At 70.2% G+C, this 15,839-nt stretch carries 14 protein-coding genes; 5 read left to right on the forward strand and 9 right to left on the reverse strand.

The genetic code is table 11. The features are described from left to right. Positions 1–9: 9 nt before the first annotated feature. The 3 genes from rarD to K4L06_RS03430 all read right to left on the reverse strand — a co-directional run bounded on the left by rarD (position 10) and on the right by K4L06_RS03430 (position 2,518). On the reverse strand, positions 10–918 hold the full coding sequence (gene rarD, locus K4L06_RS03420; RefSeq protein WP_221670060.1) for an EamA family transporter RarD: 909 nt from the start codon (positions 916–918) through the stop codon (positions 10–12). Then, the gene (yedA, locus tag K4L06_RS03425; RefSeq protein WP_221670061.1) at positions 915–1,856 is read right to left on the reverse strand and encodes a drug/metabolite exporter YedA; all 942 of its coding nucleotides are present in this window, start codon (positions 1,854–1,856) and stop codon (positions 915–917) included. The genes rarD and yedA overlap by 4 nt, the downstream gene beginning before the upstream one ends. 161 nt (positions 1,857–2,017) lie before the next feature. After that, a complete protein-coding gene (locus K4L06_RS03430; protein ID WP_221670062.1) occupies positions 2,018–2,518 on the reverse strand; it encodes a GNAT family N-acetyltransferase in 501 nt (166 codons plus the stop codon). Positions 2,519–2,666: 148 nt separating this feature from the next. Between K4L06_RS03430 and K4L06_RS03435 the strand changes: the two genes are divergently transcribed. Beyond that, positions 2,667–3,164 carry an Lrp/AsnC family transcriptional regulator gene (locus K4L06_RS03435; protein WP_064745868.1) on the forward strand — a complete coding sequence of 166 codons (498 nt, stop codon included), beginning with the start codon at positions 2,667–2,669 and terminating at the stop codon, positions 3,162–3,164. 152 nt (positions 3,165–3,316) lie between these two features. Here the strand turns inward: K4L06_RS03435 and K4L06_RS03440 are convergent, their stop codons facing one another. Further along, the gene (locus tag K4L06_RS03440) at positions 3,317–4,171 is read right to left on the reverse strand and encodes a methylated-DNA--[protein]-cysteine S-methyltransferase (protein WP_221670063.1); all 855 of its coding nucleotides are present in this window, start codon (positions 4,169–4,171) and stop codon (positions 3,317–3,319) included. A 1,037-nt stretch (positions 4,172–5,208) separates the two neighbouring features. Next, positions 5,209–7,392, reverse strand: coding sequence for a carboxy terminal-processing peptidase (locus K4L06_RS03445; RefSeq protein ID WP_255595493.1), 2,184 nt, complete (start codon positions 7,390–7,392; stop codon positions 5,209–5,211). 342 nt (positions 7,393–7,734) lie between these two features. Here K4L06_RS03445 and K4L06_RS03450 point away from each other — a divergent pair, with 342 nt between their 5' ends. Next, the gene (locus K4L06_RS03450; protein WP_221670065.1) at positions 7,735–8,148 is read left to right on the forward strand and encodes a hypothetical protein; all 414 of its coding nucleotides are present in this window, start codon (positions 7,735–7,737) and stop codon (positions 8,146–8,148) included. Here the strand turns inward: K4L06_RS03450 and lipA are convergent. The 3 genes from lipA to K4L06_RS03465 all read right to left on the reverse strand — a co-directional run bounded on the left by lipA (position 8,142) and on the right by K4L06_RS03465 (position 10,314). After that, on the reverse strand, positions 8,142–9,188 hold the full coding sequence (gene lipA, locus K4L06_RS03455) for a lipoyl synthase (RefSeq protein WP_221670066.1): 1,047 nt from the start codon (positions 9,186–9,188) through the stop codon (positions 8,142–8,144). The genes K4L06_RS03450 and lipA overlap by 7 nt on opposite strands. Positions 9,189–9,349: 161 nt before the next feature. Then, positions 9,350–10,036: a lipoyl(octanoyl) transferase LipB gene (gene lipB, locus K4L06_RS03460; protein WP_221673504.1), complete on the reverse strand. Its 687-nt coding sequence runs from the start codon at positions 10,034–10,036 to the stop codon at positions 9,350–9,352. Then, positions 10,036–10,314 carry a DUF493 family protein gene (locus K4L06_RS03465; RefSeq protein ID WP_221670067.1) on the reverse strand — a complete coding sequence of 93 codons (279 nt, stop codon included), beginning with the start codon at positions 10,312–10,314 and terminating at the stop codon, positions 10,036–10,038. Before K4L06_RS03465 ends, lipB begins: the two co-directional genes overlap by 1 nt. Positions 10,315–10,537: 223 nt before the next feature. Between K4L06_RS03465 and K4L06_RS03470 the strand changes: the two genes are divergently transcribed. The 3 genes from K4L06_RS03470 to K4L06_RS03480 all read left to right on the forward strand — a co-directional run bounded on the left by K4L06_RS03470 (position 10,538) and on the right by K4L06_RS03480 (position 14,292). Beyond that, positions 10,538–11,080, forward strand: coding sequence for an HAD family hydrolase (locus K4L06_RS03470; protein ID WP_221670068.1), 543 nt, complete (start codon positions 10,538–10,540; stop codon positions 11,078–11,080). A gap of 366 nt (positions 11,081–11,446) precedes the next feature. After that, entirely contained in the window at positions 11,447–12,376 is a 930-nt protein-coding gene (locus K4L06_RS03475) for a hypothetical protein (protein WP_221670069.1), read from the forward strand. Positions 12,377–12,516: 140 nt separating this feature from the next. Continuing rightward, entirely contained in the window at positions 12,517–14,292 is a 1,776-nt protein-coding gene (locus K4L06_RS03480) for a hypothetical protein (protein ID WP_221670070.1), read from the forward strand. A gap of 223 nt (positions 14,293–14,515) precedes the next feature. Here K4L06_RS03480 and K4L06_RS03485 read toward each other — a convergent pair whose 3' ends face one another. Continuing rightward, a complete protein-coding gene (locus tag K4L06_RS03485) occupies positions 14,516–15,751 on the reverse strand; it encodes a D-alanyl-D-alanine carboxypeptidase family protein (protein ID WP_221670071.1) in 1,236 nt (411 codons plus the stop codon). Between the last annotated feature and the right edge of the window lie 88 nt (positions 15,752–15,839).

Consider the following 15,839-nt stretch of genomic DNA (forward strand, 5'->3'; position numbering starts at 1 on the left):
CCGCCGCGCTCAGGCCGCCTGCGCCGCCGCAGCCAGCCGCCGCGACCGCAGCATGCCCTCGCCGACGAACACGATCAGGCCCAGCCAGATGATCGCAAAGCCTATCGCGCGGGTTTCGTCGAACGGCTCGCGCAGCACCCACACGCCGATCAGGAACTGCAGCGACGGGGCCAGGTACTGCAGCAGGCCGATCGCGGTCAGCGACACACGCCGCACCGCGTAGGCGAAGCCGATCAGCGGCAGCGCGGTCAGCGCGCCGGCGATCACCAGCAGCAGGTCGGTGCCCAGGCCCCATTCGCCGAAGAAGCCGCCCTGGCCGTGGCTTTCGCCCCACAGCATCAGGCCCAGCGCAGGCAGGAACAGGTATACGTTCTCGACTCCGAGCCCGGTCACCGCCTCGACCGCGACCAGCTTGCGCACCAGGCCGTAGATCGCGAACGACACCGCCAGGCCGAGCGCGATCAGCGGCGGCTGGCCGTAGCGCAGGGTCAGCCACAGCACCCCGGCGAAGGCCAGCGCGATCGCCACCCACTGCACCGCGCGCAGGCGTTCGCCGAGGAACAGCACGCCCAGCATCACGCTGACCAAGGGGCCGATGAAATAACCCAGGCTGCCTTCGAGCACGTGGCCGGCGTTGACCGCCCAGATGTACAGGCCCCAGTTGAACGCGATCAGCACCCCGCTCAGCGCCAGCATCGCCGCCTTGCGCGGCTGCGCCAGCACCTCGCGCAGCCAGTGCCGGCCGACCTTCCAGCTCAGCCAGGCGGCGACCAGCAGGGTGCTCCAGACGATGCGGTGGGCGACGATCTGCAGCGACGGCACCGACTTGAGCAGGTGCCAGTACAGCGGCATCACGCCCCATAGCGCGAACGAGGCGATCGCGATCCACAGACCGCGGCGGTCGACGGCGAGGTTCATGAGCGTTCCTTTTCCTGCGCCGGCAGCGGCGCCGCCGGCTTGGCCGCGCGCGCGCGGGCCAGGGTGATGATGACCACGCCGGCCAGGATCACCGCCATCGCGCCCAGGTCGTGCGAGGTGAAGCGTTCGCCGGCCAGCAGCGCACCGAACAGCACCGCGATCGGCGGGTTGACGTAGGCGTAGCTGGTGGCCAGCGCCGGGCGCACGTGGTGCAGCAGCCAGATGTAGGCGGTGAAGCCGAAGATCGAACCGGCCACGACCAGGTACAGCAGGGCCGCGGTGGCGCCGACGGTGGGCACGGCGACGATGCGTTCGCCGGTCAGCAACGCCGCGCCGAGCATCCACACGCTGCCGGTCAGCATCTGCGCGCTGGCGGACATGAACGGCGACGGCAGGTCCTGGTCGCGGCTCCAGATCGAGCCCCAGGCCCAGGCGATCGGCGCCACGATCAGGCACACCAGGCCCAGGGTCGAGGCCGCGAGCTTGCCGCCGGCGTTGAGCCAGACCACGCCGACGAAGCCGATCGCCAGGCCGACCCATTCGATCTTCGACGGGTGGCGCCCGCGCAGCATCGCGAACACGCCGGCGAACAGCGGCATCGACGCCACCGCGATCGCCGCCAGGCCGGAGTCGACCTGGGTCTCGGCCAGGTTCACCAGGCCGTTGGACAGCAGCACCATCCAGATCGACAGCACCCACAAGGTGCGCCACTGCTTGCGCGTCGGCGGCGCGACGCCGCGCCAGCGCAGCACCGCGTACATGATCGCGCCGGCCAGGGCCATGCGCCCGGCGCCGAGCAGGAACGGCGGATAGCTGGCCAGGGCGAAGCGGATCGCCAGGTAGGTCGAGCCCCACAGGACGTAGACCGAGGCCAGGGCGAAGGCGACTGCGAGAGGACCGGGGGCGATGCGTTCGGCGGTGGGGGCGGCGGCGCTCATGACGCGGGGGTTCCGAAGGCGAAAGACGGCGGGAGAAACCGGCCGACGGGATCGGCCGATGGGGCTAGTGCGAGTCGGGTCGCGCGAGAGCGAACGCGCGACGCAATGCAGCGGTGGTTCCTCGCCGCCGGATTCGCTGGCGCGAGCCGGCGGCGGCCAGTCTAGGGATGGGGTTGGTAACGCGACACCGCGGTCCGGCGGCTGCCTGCGTCGCGGCGGCGCGGATCGTCGAACACGTCGATGACCACGAAACCGGCCTTGCGCATCATCCCCGCCGAGCCCTCGTTCTCCTCGTGGCGCTCGACGTAGATCTCGCTCATCCCCATCTGCCGCAAGCGCGCGACCGCGGCCTGCAGCAGTCGCGAACCCAGGCCCTGGCCGCGGTGTTCGCGGTGCACCACGGCCTCGCGGACGTGCCCCTGCCACTCGACTTCGCGTCCGGCCGGTTGGTAACGATGGAACGCATCGCTCGGCTCGAACGTGACCGCGGCCACGATCGCACAATCGCATACGGCCACCACCGCCTGGGTGCGTCCGCGCCGGATCGCCGCCAGGTGCTCGGCCAGCTCCAACTCGGGCAGGAAGTTCCAGGGGTTGGGGCCGTGCTCGCGGATCAGGGCGAGGATCTCGCCGATCTGCTCGGGCGCGGCGGCTTGCGTCACGTACCGGGACATCCCGGGGGCGTCCGTCTTGGGGGGTGGGGAGCGAGTCATCACATAAAAATTCTTCATGCGATGAGATCAAGAATAGCGTATCGATGTCAGTCAAATTGCGGTTGAAAATTTGCCCGCATCAACGCAAAAATCTTGCATGACCGCACCCCTGGCCCTGGACGAGTTCGACCACAAACTACTGGAGCTGCTGCAGCGCGACGCCTCGGCCACGCTCAGCGAGCTCGGCGACGCCGTCGGCCTGTCGCCGAGCGCGGTCCAGCGCCGCATGACCCGCTACCGCCAGGAAGGCCTGATGCGCCAGGTCGCGGTGCTCGACCCGATGGCCCTGGGCAGCACCCTAGCCGCGGTCTGGGTGACCATGGAGCGCGAGTCGGCCGAGCGCCACGCTGCCTTCCACGCCCGCGTGCGCGCCGCCCCGGAAGTGCAGCAGTGCTACACCCTGGCCGGCGAATGGGACTACCTGGTGATCCTGGCCACCACCGGCGTCGCCCACTGCCGCCAGGTGGTCGACCGCCTGTTCCTCGACGAAGGCAACGTCAAGCGCTACGACACCCACCTGGTGTTCGACGTGGTCAAGCACGGCCTGGAGCTGCCGACCCGGGACGCGCCACGGGCGGCGCGTAAGAGGCGGTGAAGGCCGGGAATGGGGAGTCGGGAATCGGGAATCGTAAAAGCGGGTACGAACCGCTCTAGTTCCGACCCGGCCTCAGGACGGCACGCCCCAGATCGCCGCGAACGCGCTTTACCGATTCCCCATTCCCTATTCCCCATTCCCCATTCCCCGCCCTAAGCCCTCTCCCGCTCCAGCAACCTTTCCTTCAACGGCAAGCCCCAGCGATAGCCGCCGAGCGAGCCGTCGCCGCGAACCACGCGGTGGCAGGGCACGACCACGGCGATGCGGTTGTTGGCGCAGGCCTGGGCCACCGCGCGCGCGCCGCGCGGGGCGCCGATCTGTTCGGCGATGTCGGCGTAGCTGCGGGTCTGGCCGGGCGGGATCTTCATCAGCGCGTCCCAGACCTTCTTCTGGAAGGCTGTGCCGATCAGGTCCAGCGGCACCTCTTCGCGGCGGCCGTCGAGGGTGTCGGCGACCGCGCGCAGGCGCGGGGCCAGGAACTCGTCGCGGCCGGCGTCTACGCGCTCCAGCTGCGCCTGCGGAAACTCGCGGCGCAGCTTGGCCTCCAGCGCAACCGGGTCGTCGCCGAGCTCGACCATGCAGATGCCGCGCGCGGTGGTCGCGACCAGGGCGATGCCGATCGCGGTCGGCGCCAGGCTCCAGCGGATCTGCTCGCCGGCGCCGCCGGCGCGGTAGCGCGCCGGAGTCATGCCGAGCTTGGCCGCACCGGCCTCGTAAACCCGCGACGGCGAGCCGTAGCCGGCGTCGTACAAGGCCGCGCTGACCTCCTGGCCGTCGCGCAGGGCCGAGCGCAGGCTGCCGAGCTTGCGCTGGGCCAGGTACTCGGCCGGGCTCAGCCCGTAGCGCGCGCTGAAGCGGCGCTGCAGGTGCGAGGCGCTGAGGCCGACCGCCGCGGCCAGTTCGTGCAGGCTGGGCTCGCCGGTATCGAGCAGGACGCGGGCGCGCTCGAGCTTGTCGGCGGCCGGGGTGCCGGCCGGAGCCGGTCGAAATGCGGACTTGGCGTTCATGGCGCCCAGACTAGGCTCGCCCGGCAGCCGCGGCTATCCGCTTCTTGCGCGCCGTCGCGGGCGTTCAGCCTGGACCGCATCCGGCGGGCTTCGGCCGCAACGCTGGCGCACACCGCTGCGGTGGTCGCGGCTCGCGCCGCTCCTACAAGGGCCGGCGGCGTCGCTCCACTGTAGGAGCGGCGTAAGCCGCGACAGCCGAAGAGGAGGCGATACCACGCCACCGGCAGAAACGAGGATGGCCGGGCAACAGGCGCTCGCAGGGCAGGGCTTCGGAGAAAACGCTGGCGCACACCGCTGCGGTGGTCGCGGCTCACGCCGCTCCTACAAAGGCCGGCGGCGTCGCTCCACTGTAGGAGCGGCGTGAGCCGCGACCACCGCAGCGGTGTGCGCCAGCGTTTTCTCCGAAGCCCTGCCCTGCGAGCGCCTGTTGCCCGGCCATCCTCGTTTCTGCCGGTGGCGTGGTATCGCCTCCTCTTCGGCTGTCGCGGCTTACGCCGCTCCTACAGTGGAGCGACGCCGCCGGCCCTTGTAGGAGCGGCGCGAGCCGCGACCGCCGCAGCGGTGTGCGCCAGCGTTGCGGCCGAAGCCTGGCCCCGGGAGCGCGGCTCGCGCACCGCCATCCCTGGTTTCTGCGGGCCGCGTAGTATTCGTCCTCTTCGGCTGTCGCGGCTTACGCCGCTCCTACAGTGGAGCGACGCCGCCGGCCCTTGTAGGAGCGGCGCGAGCCGCGCTCCCGGGGCCAGGCTTCGGCCGCAACGCTGGCGCACACCGCTGCGGCGGTCGCGGCTCGCGCCGCTCCTACAAAGGAAGCGTCGCAGCGCTCGGGGTAGGAGCGGCGCGAGCCGCGACCGCGCTGTGCCCGGATCGCGACGCAACGCCGCCAACACAGCGCCGTTCCGGATGAAATCCCATGGCGCGCCGCTCCTATCCCACCGCAGCGATGCGTGCGCGCCGGGCAAAAAGAAACGCGCCCGGCGGGCGCGTTTCGGTGCTGATACCCGCGCTCGGCGCGGGCGTCTTCGATCGATGCGGCGGCCTCAGTCGGCCCAATGCCCCGGCCGGGTCGCGGTCGGCAGCACCTGCGCCGACAACTGGCGGTCGTTGTTGAGCAGGCGCACCGCGTCGGCCAGGATCGTCGCCGATTCGCGCAGCAACGGATCCGGACGCTTCTCGGCCAGCTTCTCGCGCGCCGCGTCCTTGACGATGTCGCGCTCGTTGCCGGACAGGCCGTCGTCGTTGGCGTCGTCGGCCAGCGGGTCCAGGGCCAGGCCCAACTGCTTGCGCTCGGCCTGGCGCTGCTTGCGCTTGGCGTCGTCGCGGTCGCGCTCGGCGCGGCGTTCGGCCTCGTTGAGCGACACCGACTTCTTGGCCCGCTCGGCGCGGAACTCGGCCACGTCCTGCGACCACCACTGGAACTCCTTGTCCGAGCCCATGCGCGCGCTGTGCAGGCCTTCCAGCTTCGGCAGCAACGGCGCGAAGTTGCCGTAGCTGGTGTGGTCGACCGCGGCGATCTTGGTCCACGGCAGGGCGTTGTCGTAGGTGCTTTCGCCGTATTCGGTGGCGTCGACCGAGACCGGGAAGGCGATGTCCGGCACCACGCCCTTGTTCTGGGTCGAGCCGCCGCTGACGCGGAAGAACTGGGCGATGGTCAGCTTGACCTGGCCGAAGCGCGCGTTCTCGTTGGCCGGCCAGCGGTCGAGGTCGACCAGGTTCTGCACCGTGCCCTTGCCGAAACTGGTTTCGCCGATGACCAGGCCGCGGCCGTAGTCCTGGATCGCGCCGGCGAAGATCTCCGAGGCCGAAGCCGAGCCGCGGTTGATCAGCACCGCCAGCGGGCCTTCCCAGGCGATGCCGGTGTCGCTGTCGCCTTCGACGCTGACCCGGCCGCCGGATTCGCGCACCTGCACCACCGGGCCGCGGTCGATGAACAGACCGGTCAGCTCGATGGCCTCGTTGAGCGAGCCGCCGCCGTTGTTGCGCAGGTCCAGCACCACGCCGTCGACCTTGTCGCCGCGCAGCTTGATCAGCAGCTTGGCCACGTCGCGGGTCGCCGAGGCGTAGTCGTTGGCGTTCTTGCGCCGGCCTTCGAAGTCCTGATAGAAGCCCGGCAGCTTGATCACCCCGATCCGCTTGGCCGGCGCGTCGCCGGCCGCCGGGATGTCGATGATCTCGGACTTGGCGGCCTGGTCTTCCAGGCGCACCTTGTCGCGCACCAGGACGATGCGGTTGGGCTTGCTGTCCAGGCCCGACTCGGCCGGAACCACGTCCAGGCGCACCTTGGTGCCCTTGGCGCCGCGGATCTTGGCGACCACGTCGTCGATGCGCCAGCCGATCACGTCCTCCATCGTCCCGCTCTCGCCCTGGCCGACGCCGACGATGCGGTCGCCGGCCTTGAGCAGGTTGCTGCGCGAGGCCGGGCCGCCCGGGATGATCTCGCGGATCGCGACCACGTCGTCCTGCTTCTGCAGCTGCGCGCCGATGCCGTCCAGCGACAGCGACATGGTCATGTTGAAGTTGTCGGCCGACTTCGGAGTCAGATAGTCGGTGTGCGGATCGATCGCGTTGGCGTAGCTGTTGACGAAGGTCTGGAACACGTCCTCGCCCTTGAGCTCGGCGATGCCCTTGCTCAGGTTGGCGTAGCGCTTGTCCAGGGTCTTGGCGATGTCGTCGCTCTTCTTGCCGGCCAGCTTCAGGCGCAGCCAGTCGTTGCGCACCGACTGCTTCCACAGCGCGTCGAGCGCGGCGCCGTCGGCGACCCACGGCGCGTCCTTGCGGTCGTACTCGTAGCGGTCGCTGCCGTCGAATTCGAAATTGCCCGGCTGCTTGAGCAGGCCGCGGGCGTAGGCGACGCGTTGGTCGACGCGCTGCTTGTAGGTGGCGAACATCGCGTACGCCGGGCTCAGGTCGCCGCTCTTGATCGCGTCGTCGAGCTTGGTCTTGTAGGCGTCGAAACGGGCGATGTCGGCGGCGGTGAAGAACTGCTTGCCGGCGTCGAGCGCTTCCAGGTAGCGCTTGTACATGTCGGCCGACAGCGCGTCGTCGAGCGCGCGCGGGCGGTAGGCGTAGCGGCTGTCGGACAGCAGGCCGTAGACCAGCTTGGCGGCCATGGTCTGGTCGGCGGTCGGCGCGGTCGGCAGCGCCGCCGAACCGGCGGCCGGGGCCGTCGTCTCCGGCCGCGCCAGCAGCGCCAGCGGGGCGGTCAGCAGGAGCCCTGCGAACAGGGTAAGGGCACGCGTGTTCTTGGGGGTCATCGCGGAATCTTCTCGGCGTGGGCCGGCGTCGAAAGCATGGTCCGGCCTTGGACAGGCCCACAGTGCCGAAAGTTGCCGGCGCTGTCACGCCCGTCCGGCGCGATTGCGTGTTGCAGCCGTGAAAGCGGTTCAGTTTGGCCGGCCGAAGCGTTAGCGATCGGTTACACGGCCGTTTGCGGACCCCTGCCCATGTCCACGACGCCGTATGAATGCGAACGGCAGCGGCCGGACGTCCCGGCCGGACTTGCGGCGCCGCCGCCCGGCATGCGCCAATTCCGCGGTCGCGGCCCGGCCGCGCTCCAAGGATCCGGAATGACCGCCCTGCCCCTGCGCCCGGTGCGTGCCCTGAGCTGGCTCGCGCTCGCAGCGCTCCCCGTCCTGCTCGGCGCCTGCAGCGGCGACCCGCTCCGGGACGAGGTGCAAACGCGGATTCAGCGCCTGCTGCAGGCGCGCGACGACGCGGCGGTGCCGGCGGCGGACCTGACCGGCTTCGCCTGGCAACGGCTTTGTTTCGGCGAGGACACCCCGCCGCAGCTGCGCTTCCGGAGCGGCGACGGCGAACGCGTCGCGACCCTGGACCGGGGCTATTTCATCGCCGAGGCCTATGTCGCCGGCTCGCCGGCCGGGCGCTGCCTGGGGCCGGAGACGCGCCTGCGACTGCTTCGCCGCCAGGCCGGCGGCGAGGCCGCGATCGAGCTGCGCCTGGCGGACCCGCCGGCTCAGTGATTGGCGGTTTCGGCGAAGCCGGCTTCGATCGCCTGGCGATCGGCGTGATAGGACGAGCGCACGAGCGGGCCGGAGGCGACGTGGGTGAAGCCCAGCGACATGCCGTAGACCTCGAGCTGCTTGAACTCGTCCGGGGTCCAGTAGCGCAGCACCGGGTGGTGGTGCGCGGTCGGCTGCAGGTACTGGCCGATGGTGATCATGTCGACGTCGTGGGCGCGCAGGTCGCGCAGGGTCGCCTGCACCTGCTCCATGGTCTCGCCCAGGCCGAGCATGATCCCGGACTTGGTCGCGACCTGCGGGTGCTGGGCCTTGAACTTCTGCAGCAGGGTCAGCGACCACTGGTAGTCGGCGCCCGGGCGCACGTTGGCGTACAGGTCCGGCACGGTCTCGACGTTGTGGTTGAACACGTCCGGCGGGTCGTTGGCCAGGATCTCCAGCGCCCGCTCCATCCGGCCCTTGCCGCGGAAATCGGGGGTCAGGATCTCGATCTTGGTGCGCGGGCTCTGGGCGCGGATCGCGGCGATGCAGTCGACGAAATGCTGGGCGCCGCCGTCGCGCAGGTCGTCGCGGTCGACGCTGGTCACCACCACGTACTTCAGCCCCATGTCGGCGACGGTATTGGCCAGGTTGACCGGCTCCTGCGGATCCGGCGGCTTGGGCCGGCCGTGGGCGACGTCGCAGAACGAGCAGCGGCGGGTGCAGACCTCGCCGAGGATCATGAAGGTGGCGGTGCCGTGGCCGAAGCACTCGTGGATGTTCGGGCAGCTGGCTTCCTCGCACACCGTGACCAGGCGGTTCTCGCGCAGCTTGGCCTTGAGCTGGGCGACCGAATTGCCGGACGGAATCCGCACCCGGATCCACGACGGCTTGCGCAGCACCGGCGCCTCGGCGAACTGCACCGGCGAGCGGTTGATCTTGTCGCCGCCGAGCTGCTTGGCGCCCGGGGTCATGGTGGTGGATTGCAACACCGCCGGGGCCGCGACCGGGTCGGCCGCGCCGACGACGGTGAGCGGGATGGTCTTGGTCGCGGTGTCGCTCATGGGTGCATTCGACTCTGGAGATTGAACCCCCTCTCCCGCGGGCGGCAGAGGGCTGGGGTGAGGGCTTCGGCGGCGATGCGCGGCGCCGGGTGGAGGCGCGCGCCCTCATCCGCCCTTCGGGCGCCTGCTCCCGCCAGGCGGGAGCGGGGAAAACCGGCGGTCTAGGCGAAGTTCGGCGGCGCCGCGTCCTCGACGGTCAGCCCGAACTGGCGCGCGATCTGCGCCACCAGCACCGGCTTGACCTGGTCCATGCCCGAGGGGCCGCCCAAGTCTACCACCGAGGTCACCTGCAGCCCCTGGTAGCCGCAGGGGTTGATCCGGCGGTAGGGCTCCAGGTCCATGGCGATGTTGAAGGCCAGGCCGTGGAAGGTGCAGCCGCGCCGGACCCGGATGCCCAGGGCCATGACCTTGGCCCCGGCCACGTACACGCCGGGGGCGCCGTCGCGGCGCGCGCCCTCGATGTTCCATTCGGCCAGGGTGTCGATCACCGCCTGCTCGATCCGGTCGACGTACTCGCGCACGCCGACCTTGAGCCGGCGCAGGTCCAGCAACGGGTACAGCACGATCTGGCCGGGGCCGTGGTAGGTCACCTGGCCGCCGCGGTCGACGTGGATCACCGGGATCTCGCCCGGCATCAGCACGTGCTCGTCCTTGCCGGCCTGGCCAAGGGTGAACACCGGATCGTGCTCGACCAGCCACAGCTCGTCGGCGGTGTCGCCGTCGCGGGCGTCGGTGAAGGCCTGCATCGCCCGCCACACCGGTTCGTAGGGCTGGCGGCCGAGGTCGCGCAACTGCGCCGGCGGCGGCGCCGCGGCGCCGGCGCCCAAGACCTCGGCGACGGTGTCGATCAGAGCGTCCACTTCACTTCCGGATGCTCGCGCAGCACCTGGTGGGCCAGGTCGTACTGGGCGCGGTCCTGGGCGCGGAAGCTGATCCGTACCGACACGTACTTGCCGGTCGAGGAATGCTTCCACTGAATGGTTTCGGTCAGCACGTCGAGCCCGGCCTGCAGCAACAACTGCGGCAGCTCGCGCTCCAGCCCGGCTTCGGCCGAACCCATCGCGCTGAGCTCGAAAACGCCGGGAAACTGGAAGCCGTGGTCGGGATTGTCGGAATGAGGGTCCATGGCCGTCATTATGGGTCCGCCGCCGGGGCAACCCAAGCGCAGCGGTGGGACGGCGGCGTGCCGGGGCTGGAACGGCGGGCGGGCCGGGCGGGATGCCGCCAGGATCGGCATGGAGCCCAGGAATCAATGCGAGGCAAACAGGAGCGAGCGGGCATCGGCTTTACCCGCTCCTTTCCTGCGCACTCGTTTCTCGCTCGCCGGTCGTCCATGCCAGACTCGGACCATGCCTCCCGCCCCCGACCGCCTGCTGCTGGTGCTCGATCTCGACGAGACCCTGATTCATGCCAGCGAGGTGGAACTCGATCGGCCGGCGGACTTCCTCGCCCTGCACTATCACGTCTACCGCCGGCCGCACCTGCAGCGCTTTCTCGACCACGTGCTGGCGCGATACGACGTCGGCGTGTGGACCTCGTCCGGCGAGGTCTACGCCGCGGCGGTGGTCGCGGCCCTGTTTCCGCCCGGCGCGCTGCGCTTCGCCTGGGCTTCGCCGCGCCTGACCCTGCGCCGCAACTGGGACACCGGCGAGTACGAAGGCCGCAAGCGCCTGAGAAAGCTCAAGCGCCATGGCTATCGGCTGGAGCGGGTGTTGGCGGTCGACGACAGTCCGTTCAAGCACGCCGACAATTACGGCAACCTGGTGTGCGTGCGCGAGTACCTCGGCGAGGACGAGCACGACGACGAACTGCTGCGGCTGAGCGAATACCTGGACCGGCTCGCCGACGAACCGAACGTGCGCCGGATCGAGAAGCGGCGCTGGCGGGGCTGATGGCGGGGGAGCCGCTGCCAAACCCACCCAACGTCGTTCCCGCCCAGGAAGGCTCCGCTTCGTTTCGGCGCCACCGCACATCCTGGGCTTCACCGCGACACCGACCACCGTCATTCCCCCGAAGGCGCGACTCCAGGGCTTCGCCGAAGCATGGCTCTGAAGTCTCTGGATCCCCGCCTGCGCGGGGATGACGGCTTGGGGCGCCGCCGCGCGCGCGTCGCCGCTATTCACCGCCGCAGCGGCTGCGACCCGCGACCGGTTTCTCACTATCCGCTCCGCGTTTCTCAACGCCTGCAATCCCCATCTGCTATCACTGTGGACCACCGACCACAGAACGGCGCCCCCGCGCCGCCGGGATTCAGCGCCATGCCCGTCGCCCAATCCACCGCCCTGTCGCTGCGCGGCCAGTTCCGCAGCCTGTACGCCTCGCTCAAACGCACCGGCCTGCTGCAACGCACGCCGGTGGTGTTCTGCGAGGGCGATTCCTGGTTCTCGACCCCGCTGGCGATGAACCTGCTCGACTGGATCGTCTCGCCGGCGCCGGACGAGGAGGAGCGCGGGGTGCCGCTGTTCGGCCAGGGCGGGCTGTTCTTCCGGGTCGAACGCAGCGGCGACCATGCCGCGCGCAATCCCGAGGCGCCCAAGCGCTCGATGTTCGTGCGCGAACACATCGACGAGCTGATGGGCTGGTATGCGCGCTTCGAATTCGACCTGATCCTGCTCAGCGCCGGCGGCAACGATTTCGTCGGCCCGTTCCTGGCCCGCACCTTCGCCGGACAGAGCGGCCTGGACGCGGACGCGGCGTTCCAGCGCGTGCTCGGCAGCGGCCAGTACCAGCGCGTGCGCGAGGCCTATGCGCTGTTCCTGCAGGCGGCGATCGCGGCGCGGCCGCGGGTGCCGGTGCTGGCCCACACCTACGACTACCCGCGCCTGATCGGCCGCGCCGGCCCGCTGACCCTGGGCAACATCGGCGTGGCCGCGGCGTTGAAGAAGAGCGTCGGGCCGTGGATCGGCCCGCACCTGGGCGCGATCGCCCAGGCCGACCCGGAGCGCACCGCGGCCGAGCGCAGGCGCTTCGCGCGCCTGCTGATCGACGGCTTCGAGCTGCATGTGCTGCGCGCGCTCAAGGCCGACCCGCGCTTCGCCGCCACCTTCGATTACGTCGACTTGCGCGGCGTGCTCGCCGACGACGGCGACTGGTTCGACGAGATGCATCCCACCGAAGCCGGCTTCCACGACCTGGCGATGCGGTTCCGCCCGCGCATCATCGCCGCCCTGCCCGCGTCCAAGCGCTGACCGCGCCGCCGGCGACCCCGCCGCGGCGTTCACAGCCGCCGCGCCGGGACGCTTGAACCGGTACCGCCGCGCGCTGCGCGGCGGCGCGCGCGCCCGCGTGGACGGTGCGCGCGCTCGTCGCCACTACGCGGGATTCCCTCATGAGAAACGTGTTCTTCGGCCTCGGCCTGAAATACGCCGACGATGCCGCCTATCCGCGCATCGCCCTCGGCGACGACGGCCGCCTGATCGCCGTGCACCAGGACCAGGGCGCCAACCTCAGCTATCGCATCGGCCGGCTCGACCAGATGGCGATCGTCTGGGGCGACGGCGCCGACTACGGCCGCGGCCAGCGGCCGGCGATCGCCCTGCACGGCAACCGCCTGGTCGAGGTCCACCGCGGCGAGGACCGCGACGGCCTGTACAGCCGGATCGGCCTGTGGACCGAAGAAGACGGCGTCGCCTTCGGCGAAGCCCGCCGCTACGCCAGCGGCACCAAGCCCAGCGTGGCGATGAACCGCGAGTGGGTGATCGAGGTGCACGAGTCGTCCTGGAATCCGACTTTGTGGTGCAACATCGGCCGCTTCTCGCTCGACCGCGACGAGATCGAATGGAGCGGCAACCTGCACTTCGACGACGGCGCCCGCCCCAGCGTCGCGATCAACCCGGCCGGGCTGATCGTGATCGCGCACGAGTCGGCCGACGGCGGCGAGCTGTATCTGCGGGTCGGCCAGATCGAAGCGCTCGACGACGACCACGGCCGCGACCCGCAGATCGTCTGGGGGCCGCCGCAGCGCTACGCCGCCGGCGCGCGGCCGAGCGTGGCGATCAACCAAGACGGCGACGTGATCGCGCTGCACGAATCCGGCACCAGCGCCGCGCTGATGCAGATGTTCGGCCGCATCGCCGAGGGCCGGGTCGAGTTCGCCGGCGAGCCGGTGCAGTTCGACGACGGCCTGCGCCCGGCGGTGGCCTGCCGCGGCAACAAGGCGGTGCAGGTGCACGAGTCGGAGAACTTCTACACCGTGTGGGCGTCGAGCTCGCGCATCGTCGACCGCGCGCGCTGGATGCAGGATCACCTGCCGCAGATCGGCGCGCTGACCCTGCCGCAGCTGACCACCGGCGCCTCGCACGACGCCGGCATGTACCAGCACGGCGCCCTGATGACCCTGGGCAAGACCCAGGACCTGGACCTGTACCAGCAGCTCAGCAACGGCATCCGCTACTTCGACCTGCGGCCGAAGTGGAGCGACGGCCGGCTGTACGTCGCCCACGGCCCGATCACCGGGCCCGCGCTGAACCAGATCGTCGACGACGTCGCCCGCTTCATGGCCGAGGGCCACCGCGAGCTGGTGATCCTCAAGTTCTCCCACTACGCCGGCTTCGACAGCCCGGTGTACGAACGCCTGGTCGAACTGCTGCAGAGCAGGCTCGGCCCCTGGCTGTACCGCGGCCTGCCGCGCGGCCGACGCCTGGCCGACGTTTCGCTACGCGATTTCGTCCATCACAGCGGCGTGGTGCTGGCGGTCTGCGACGAGGAGTACCCGGTGCGGATCCCGGCCGCCGGGATCTGGGTCTACCGCGATTCCGAATCGGCCACGGTCGCGCAAGGCGACCTGCGCGTGTTCGACCGCTATTCCAACACCACCAGCTTCGACAAGATGAGCGCCGACCAGTTGCAGAAGTTCGCCGAGTACGACGGCCGCTGCATCGGCGACCCGGAATTGCCCTGCGACCAGTTCCTGCTGTCGTGGACGCTGACCCCGTACACCGGCGTCTGGCTGGTGTCGCAGGAGGCCAACCGTCGGCTCGGCGCATGGATGGCCAAGACGCCGCGCGAGAACGGACACGACCGGGTGATCAACCTGCTCTACGTCGACTACGTCGAATACGCCCGCGCCACCGACGTGGCGATGAGCATGAACGGCATCGACTGAGCCGCGCGCGCAGGGACGCAGGGGGTTAAGCCCATGGCTTAACCCCCTCCGTCCCTTTCTCGTTGAGCCGCGCGCACTTTTCTCGTCTTTCTTCGTTCCAAACGACAACGAGCCGGCAATGCCGGCTCGTTGCGGTGTCCCCTGCTGTTGCCGTTCCCCCCTTTGAAAAAGGGGGGCCAGGGGGGATTTGCTCTTGCTCTTGCTCTACCTCAGCGCAACAGCCTCAAGACTCCCACCACATCCAGAACTCGTCCCACAGACGCTTGAAGAAGCCGCCTTCCTCGACCGCGGCCAGCGCCACCAGCGGACGCTGCGCGACCACCTTGCCGTCGAGCATGACCTTGACCGAACCGATGGCCTGGCCCTTCTTGATCGGCGCGACCAGGGTCTTGGGCACGTCCATGCTCGGCTTCAGCAGCGGGTACTTGCCGCGCGGCACGGTCACCAGCAGCGGCTCGGCGACGCCGAGCTGGATTTCCTCGGATGCGCCCTTCCACACCTTCTGCTTGGCGATCGCCTTGCCGGCGTCGTACAGCTTGTGGGTTTCGTAGAAACGGAAGCCCCAGTTCAGCAGCGCCTGGCTGTCGGTGGCGCGCTGCGCCTCCGAGGTCGAGCCCATCACCACCGAGATCAGGCGCTGGTCGCCGCGCTTGGCCGAGGCCATCAGGCAGTAGCCGGCCTTGGAGTGGTGGCCGGTCTTGATGCCGTCGACCGAGCTGTCGCGCCACAGCAGCAGATTGCGGTTGGGCTGGGTGATCGGCCCGACCGTCAGCTCCTTGATCTTGTTGTAGGAATACGCGACCGGGAAGTCGCGCACCATCGACCGGCCGAGCAGGGCCAGGTCGCGCGCGGTCGAGAAGTGGTTCGGGTCCGACAGGCCGTGCGGATTGACGAAGTGCGAGTTCTTCAGGCCGATCCGCGCGGCGTACTGGTTCATCAGCGCGGCGAACGCGTCCTCGCTGCCGGCGACGTGTTCGGCCAGGGCGATCGCGGCGTCGTTGCCCGACTGCACCACCATGCCCTTTTCCATCTCGACCAGCGGCGCGCTCTTGTTGACCTCGAAGCCCGAGTAGCTGCCGTCGGTGCCCGCGCCGCCCTTGCGCCAGGCGTTCTCGGTCATCATCACCTGGTCGGTTTCCTTGACCTTGCCGCCGGCCATTTCGGCGGCGATCACGTAGCTGGTCATGACCTTGGTGATGCTGGCCGGCTCGACCCGCAGGTCGGGGTTGTGGCTGGCCAGGACGTTGCCGCTGGCGGCGTCCATCAGCACCCAGGCGGTGCCCTGGATCGCCGGCGGCGGCGGCACCGGCAGCGCGTCGCTGGCCGGCGGTTGCGCGGCGGCGGGGGCGGCGGTCGCCGCAGCGGGCGCCTGCGCCGCGGCCAGGCCGGCGGCGGTGGTGACCAGGAAGGCCGAGGACAGCGCGAGGACGGCCGCGCGCGGGGTGAAGCGGAATTTCATCGTTGAACTACTCCGGGGGCCGCTGGCGCAGCGGCCGGGGACGGGAAAGGTCCGGCGCCGCCGTCCTGGCGCGCGCTGCGGATCGGGC

This window comes from Lysobacter sp. BMK333-48F3 (assembly GCF_019733395.1).
In the GTDB taxonomy this organism is placed as follows: domain Bacteria; phylum Pseudomonadota; class Gammaproteobacteria; order Xanthomonadales; family Xanthomonadaceae; genus Lysobacter.

Bases quoted from the DNA above. Each gene is read 5' to 3' on its own strand.
- K4L06_RS03465 (WP_221670067.1), bottom strand. From the start codon at position 10,314: ATGGACCCTCATTCCGACAATCCCGACCACGGCTTCCAGTTTCCCGGC.
- K4L06_RS03450 (WP_221670065.1), top strand. From the start codon at position 7,735: ATGACCGCCCTGCCCCTGCGCCCGGTGCGTGCCCTGAGCTGGCTCGCG.
- K4L06_RS03470 (WP_221670068.1), top strand. From the start codon at position 10,538: ATGCCTCCCGCCCCCGACCGCCTGCTGCTGGTGCTCGATCTCGACGAG.
- yedA (WP_221670061.1), bottom strand. From the start codon at position 1,856: ATGAGCGCCGCCGCCCCCACCGCCGAACGCATCGCCCCCGGTCCTCTC.
- K4L06_RS03475 (WP_221670069.1), top strand. From the start codon at position 11,447: ATGCCCGTCGCCCAATCCACCGCCCTGTCGCTGCGCGGCCAGTTCCGC.
- rarD (WP_221670060.1), bottom strand. From the start codon at position 918: ATGAACCTCGCCGTCGACCGCCGCGGTCTGTGGATCGCGATCGCCTCG.
- K4L06_RS03485 (WP_221670071.1), bottom strand. From the start codon at position 15,751: ATGAAATTCCGCTTCACCCCGCGCGCGGCCGTCCTCGCGCTGTCCTCG.
- K4L06_RS03480 (WP_221670070.1), top strand. From the start codon at position 12,517: ATGAGAAACGTGTTCTTCGGCCTCGGCCTGAAATACGCCGACGATGCC.
- K4L06_RS03440 (WP_221670063.1), bottom strand. From the start codon at position 4,171: ATGAACGCCAAGTCCGCATTTCGACCGGCTCCGGCCGGCACCCCGGCC.
- K4L06_RS03435 (WP_064745868.1), top strand. From the start codon at position 2,667: ATGACCGCACCCCTGGCCCTGGACGAGTTCGACCACAAACTACTGGAG.
- lipA (WP_221670066.1), bottom strand. From the start codon at position 9,188: ATGAGCGACACCGCGACCAAGACCATCCCGCTCACCGTCGTCGGCGCG.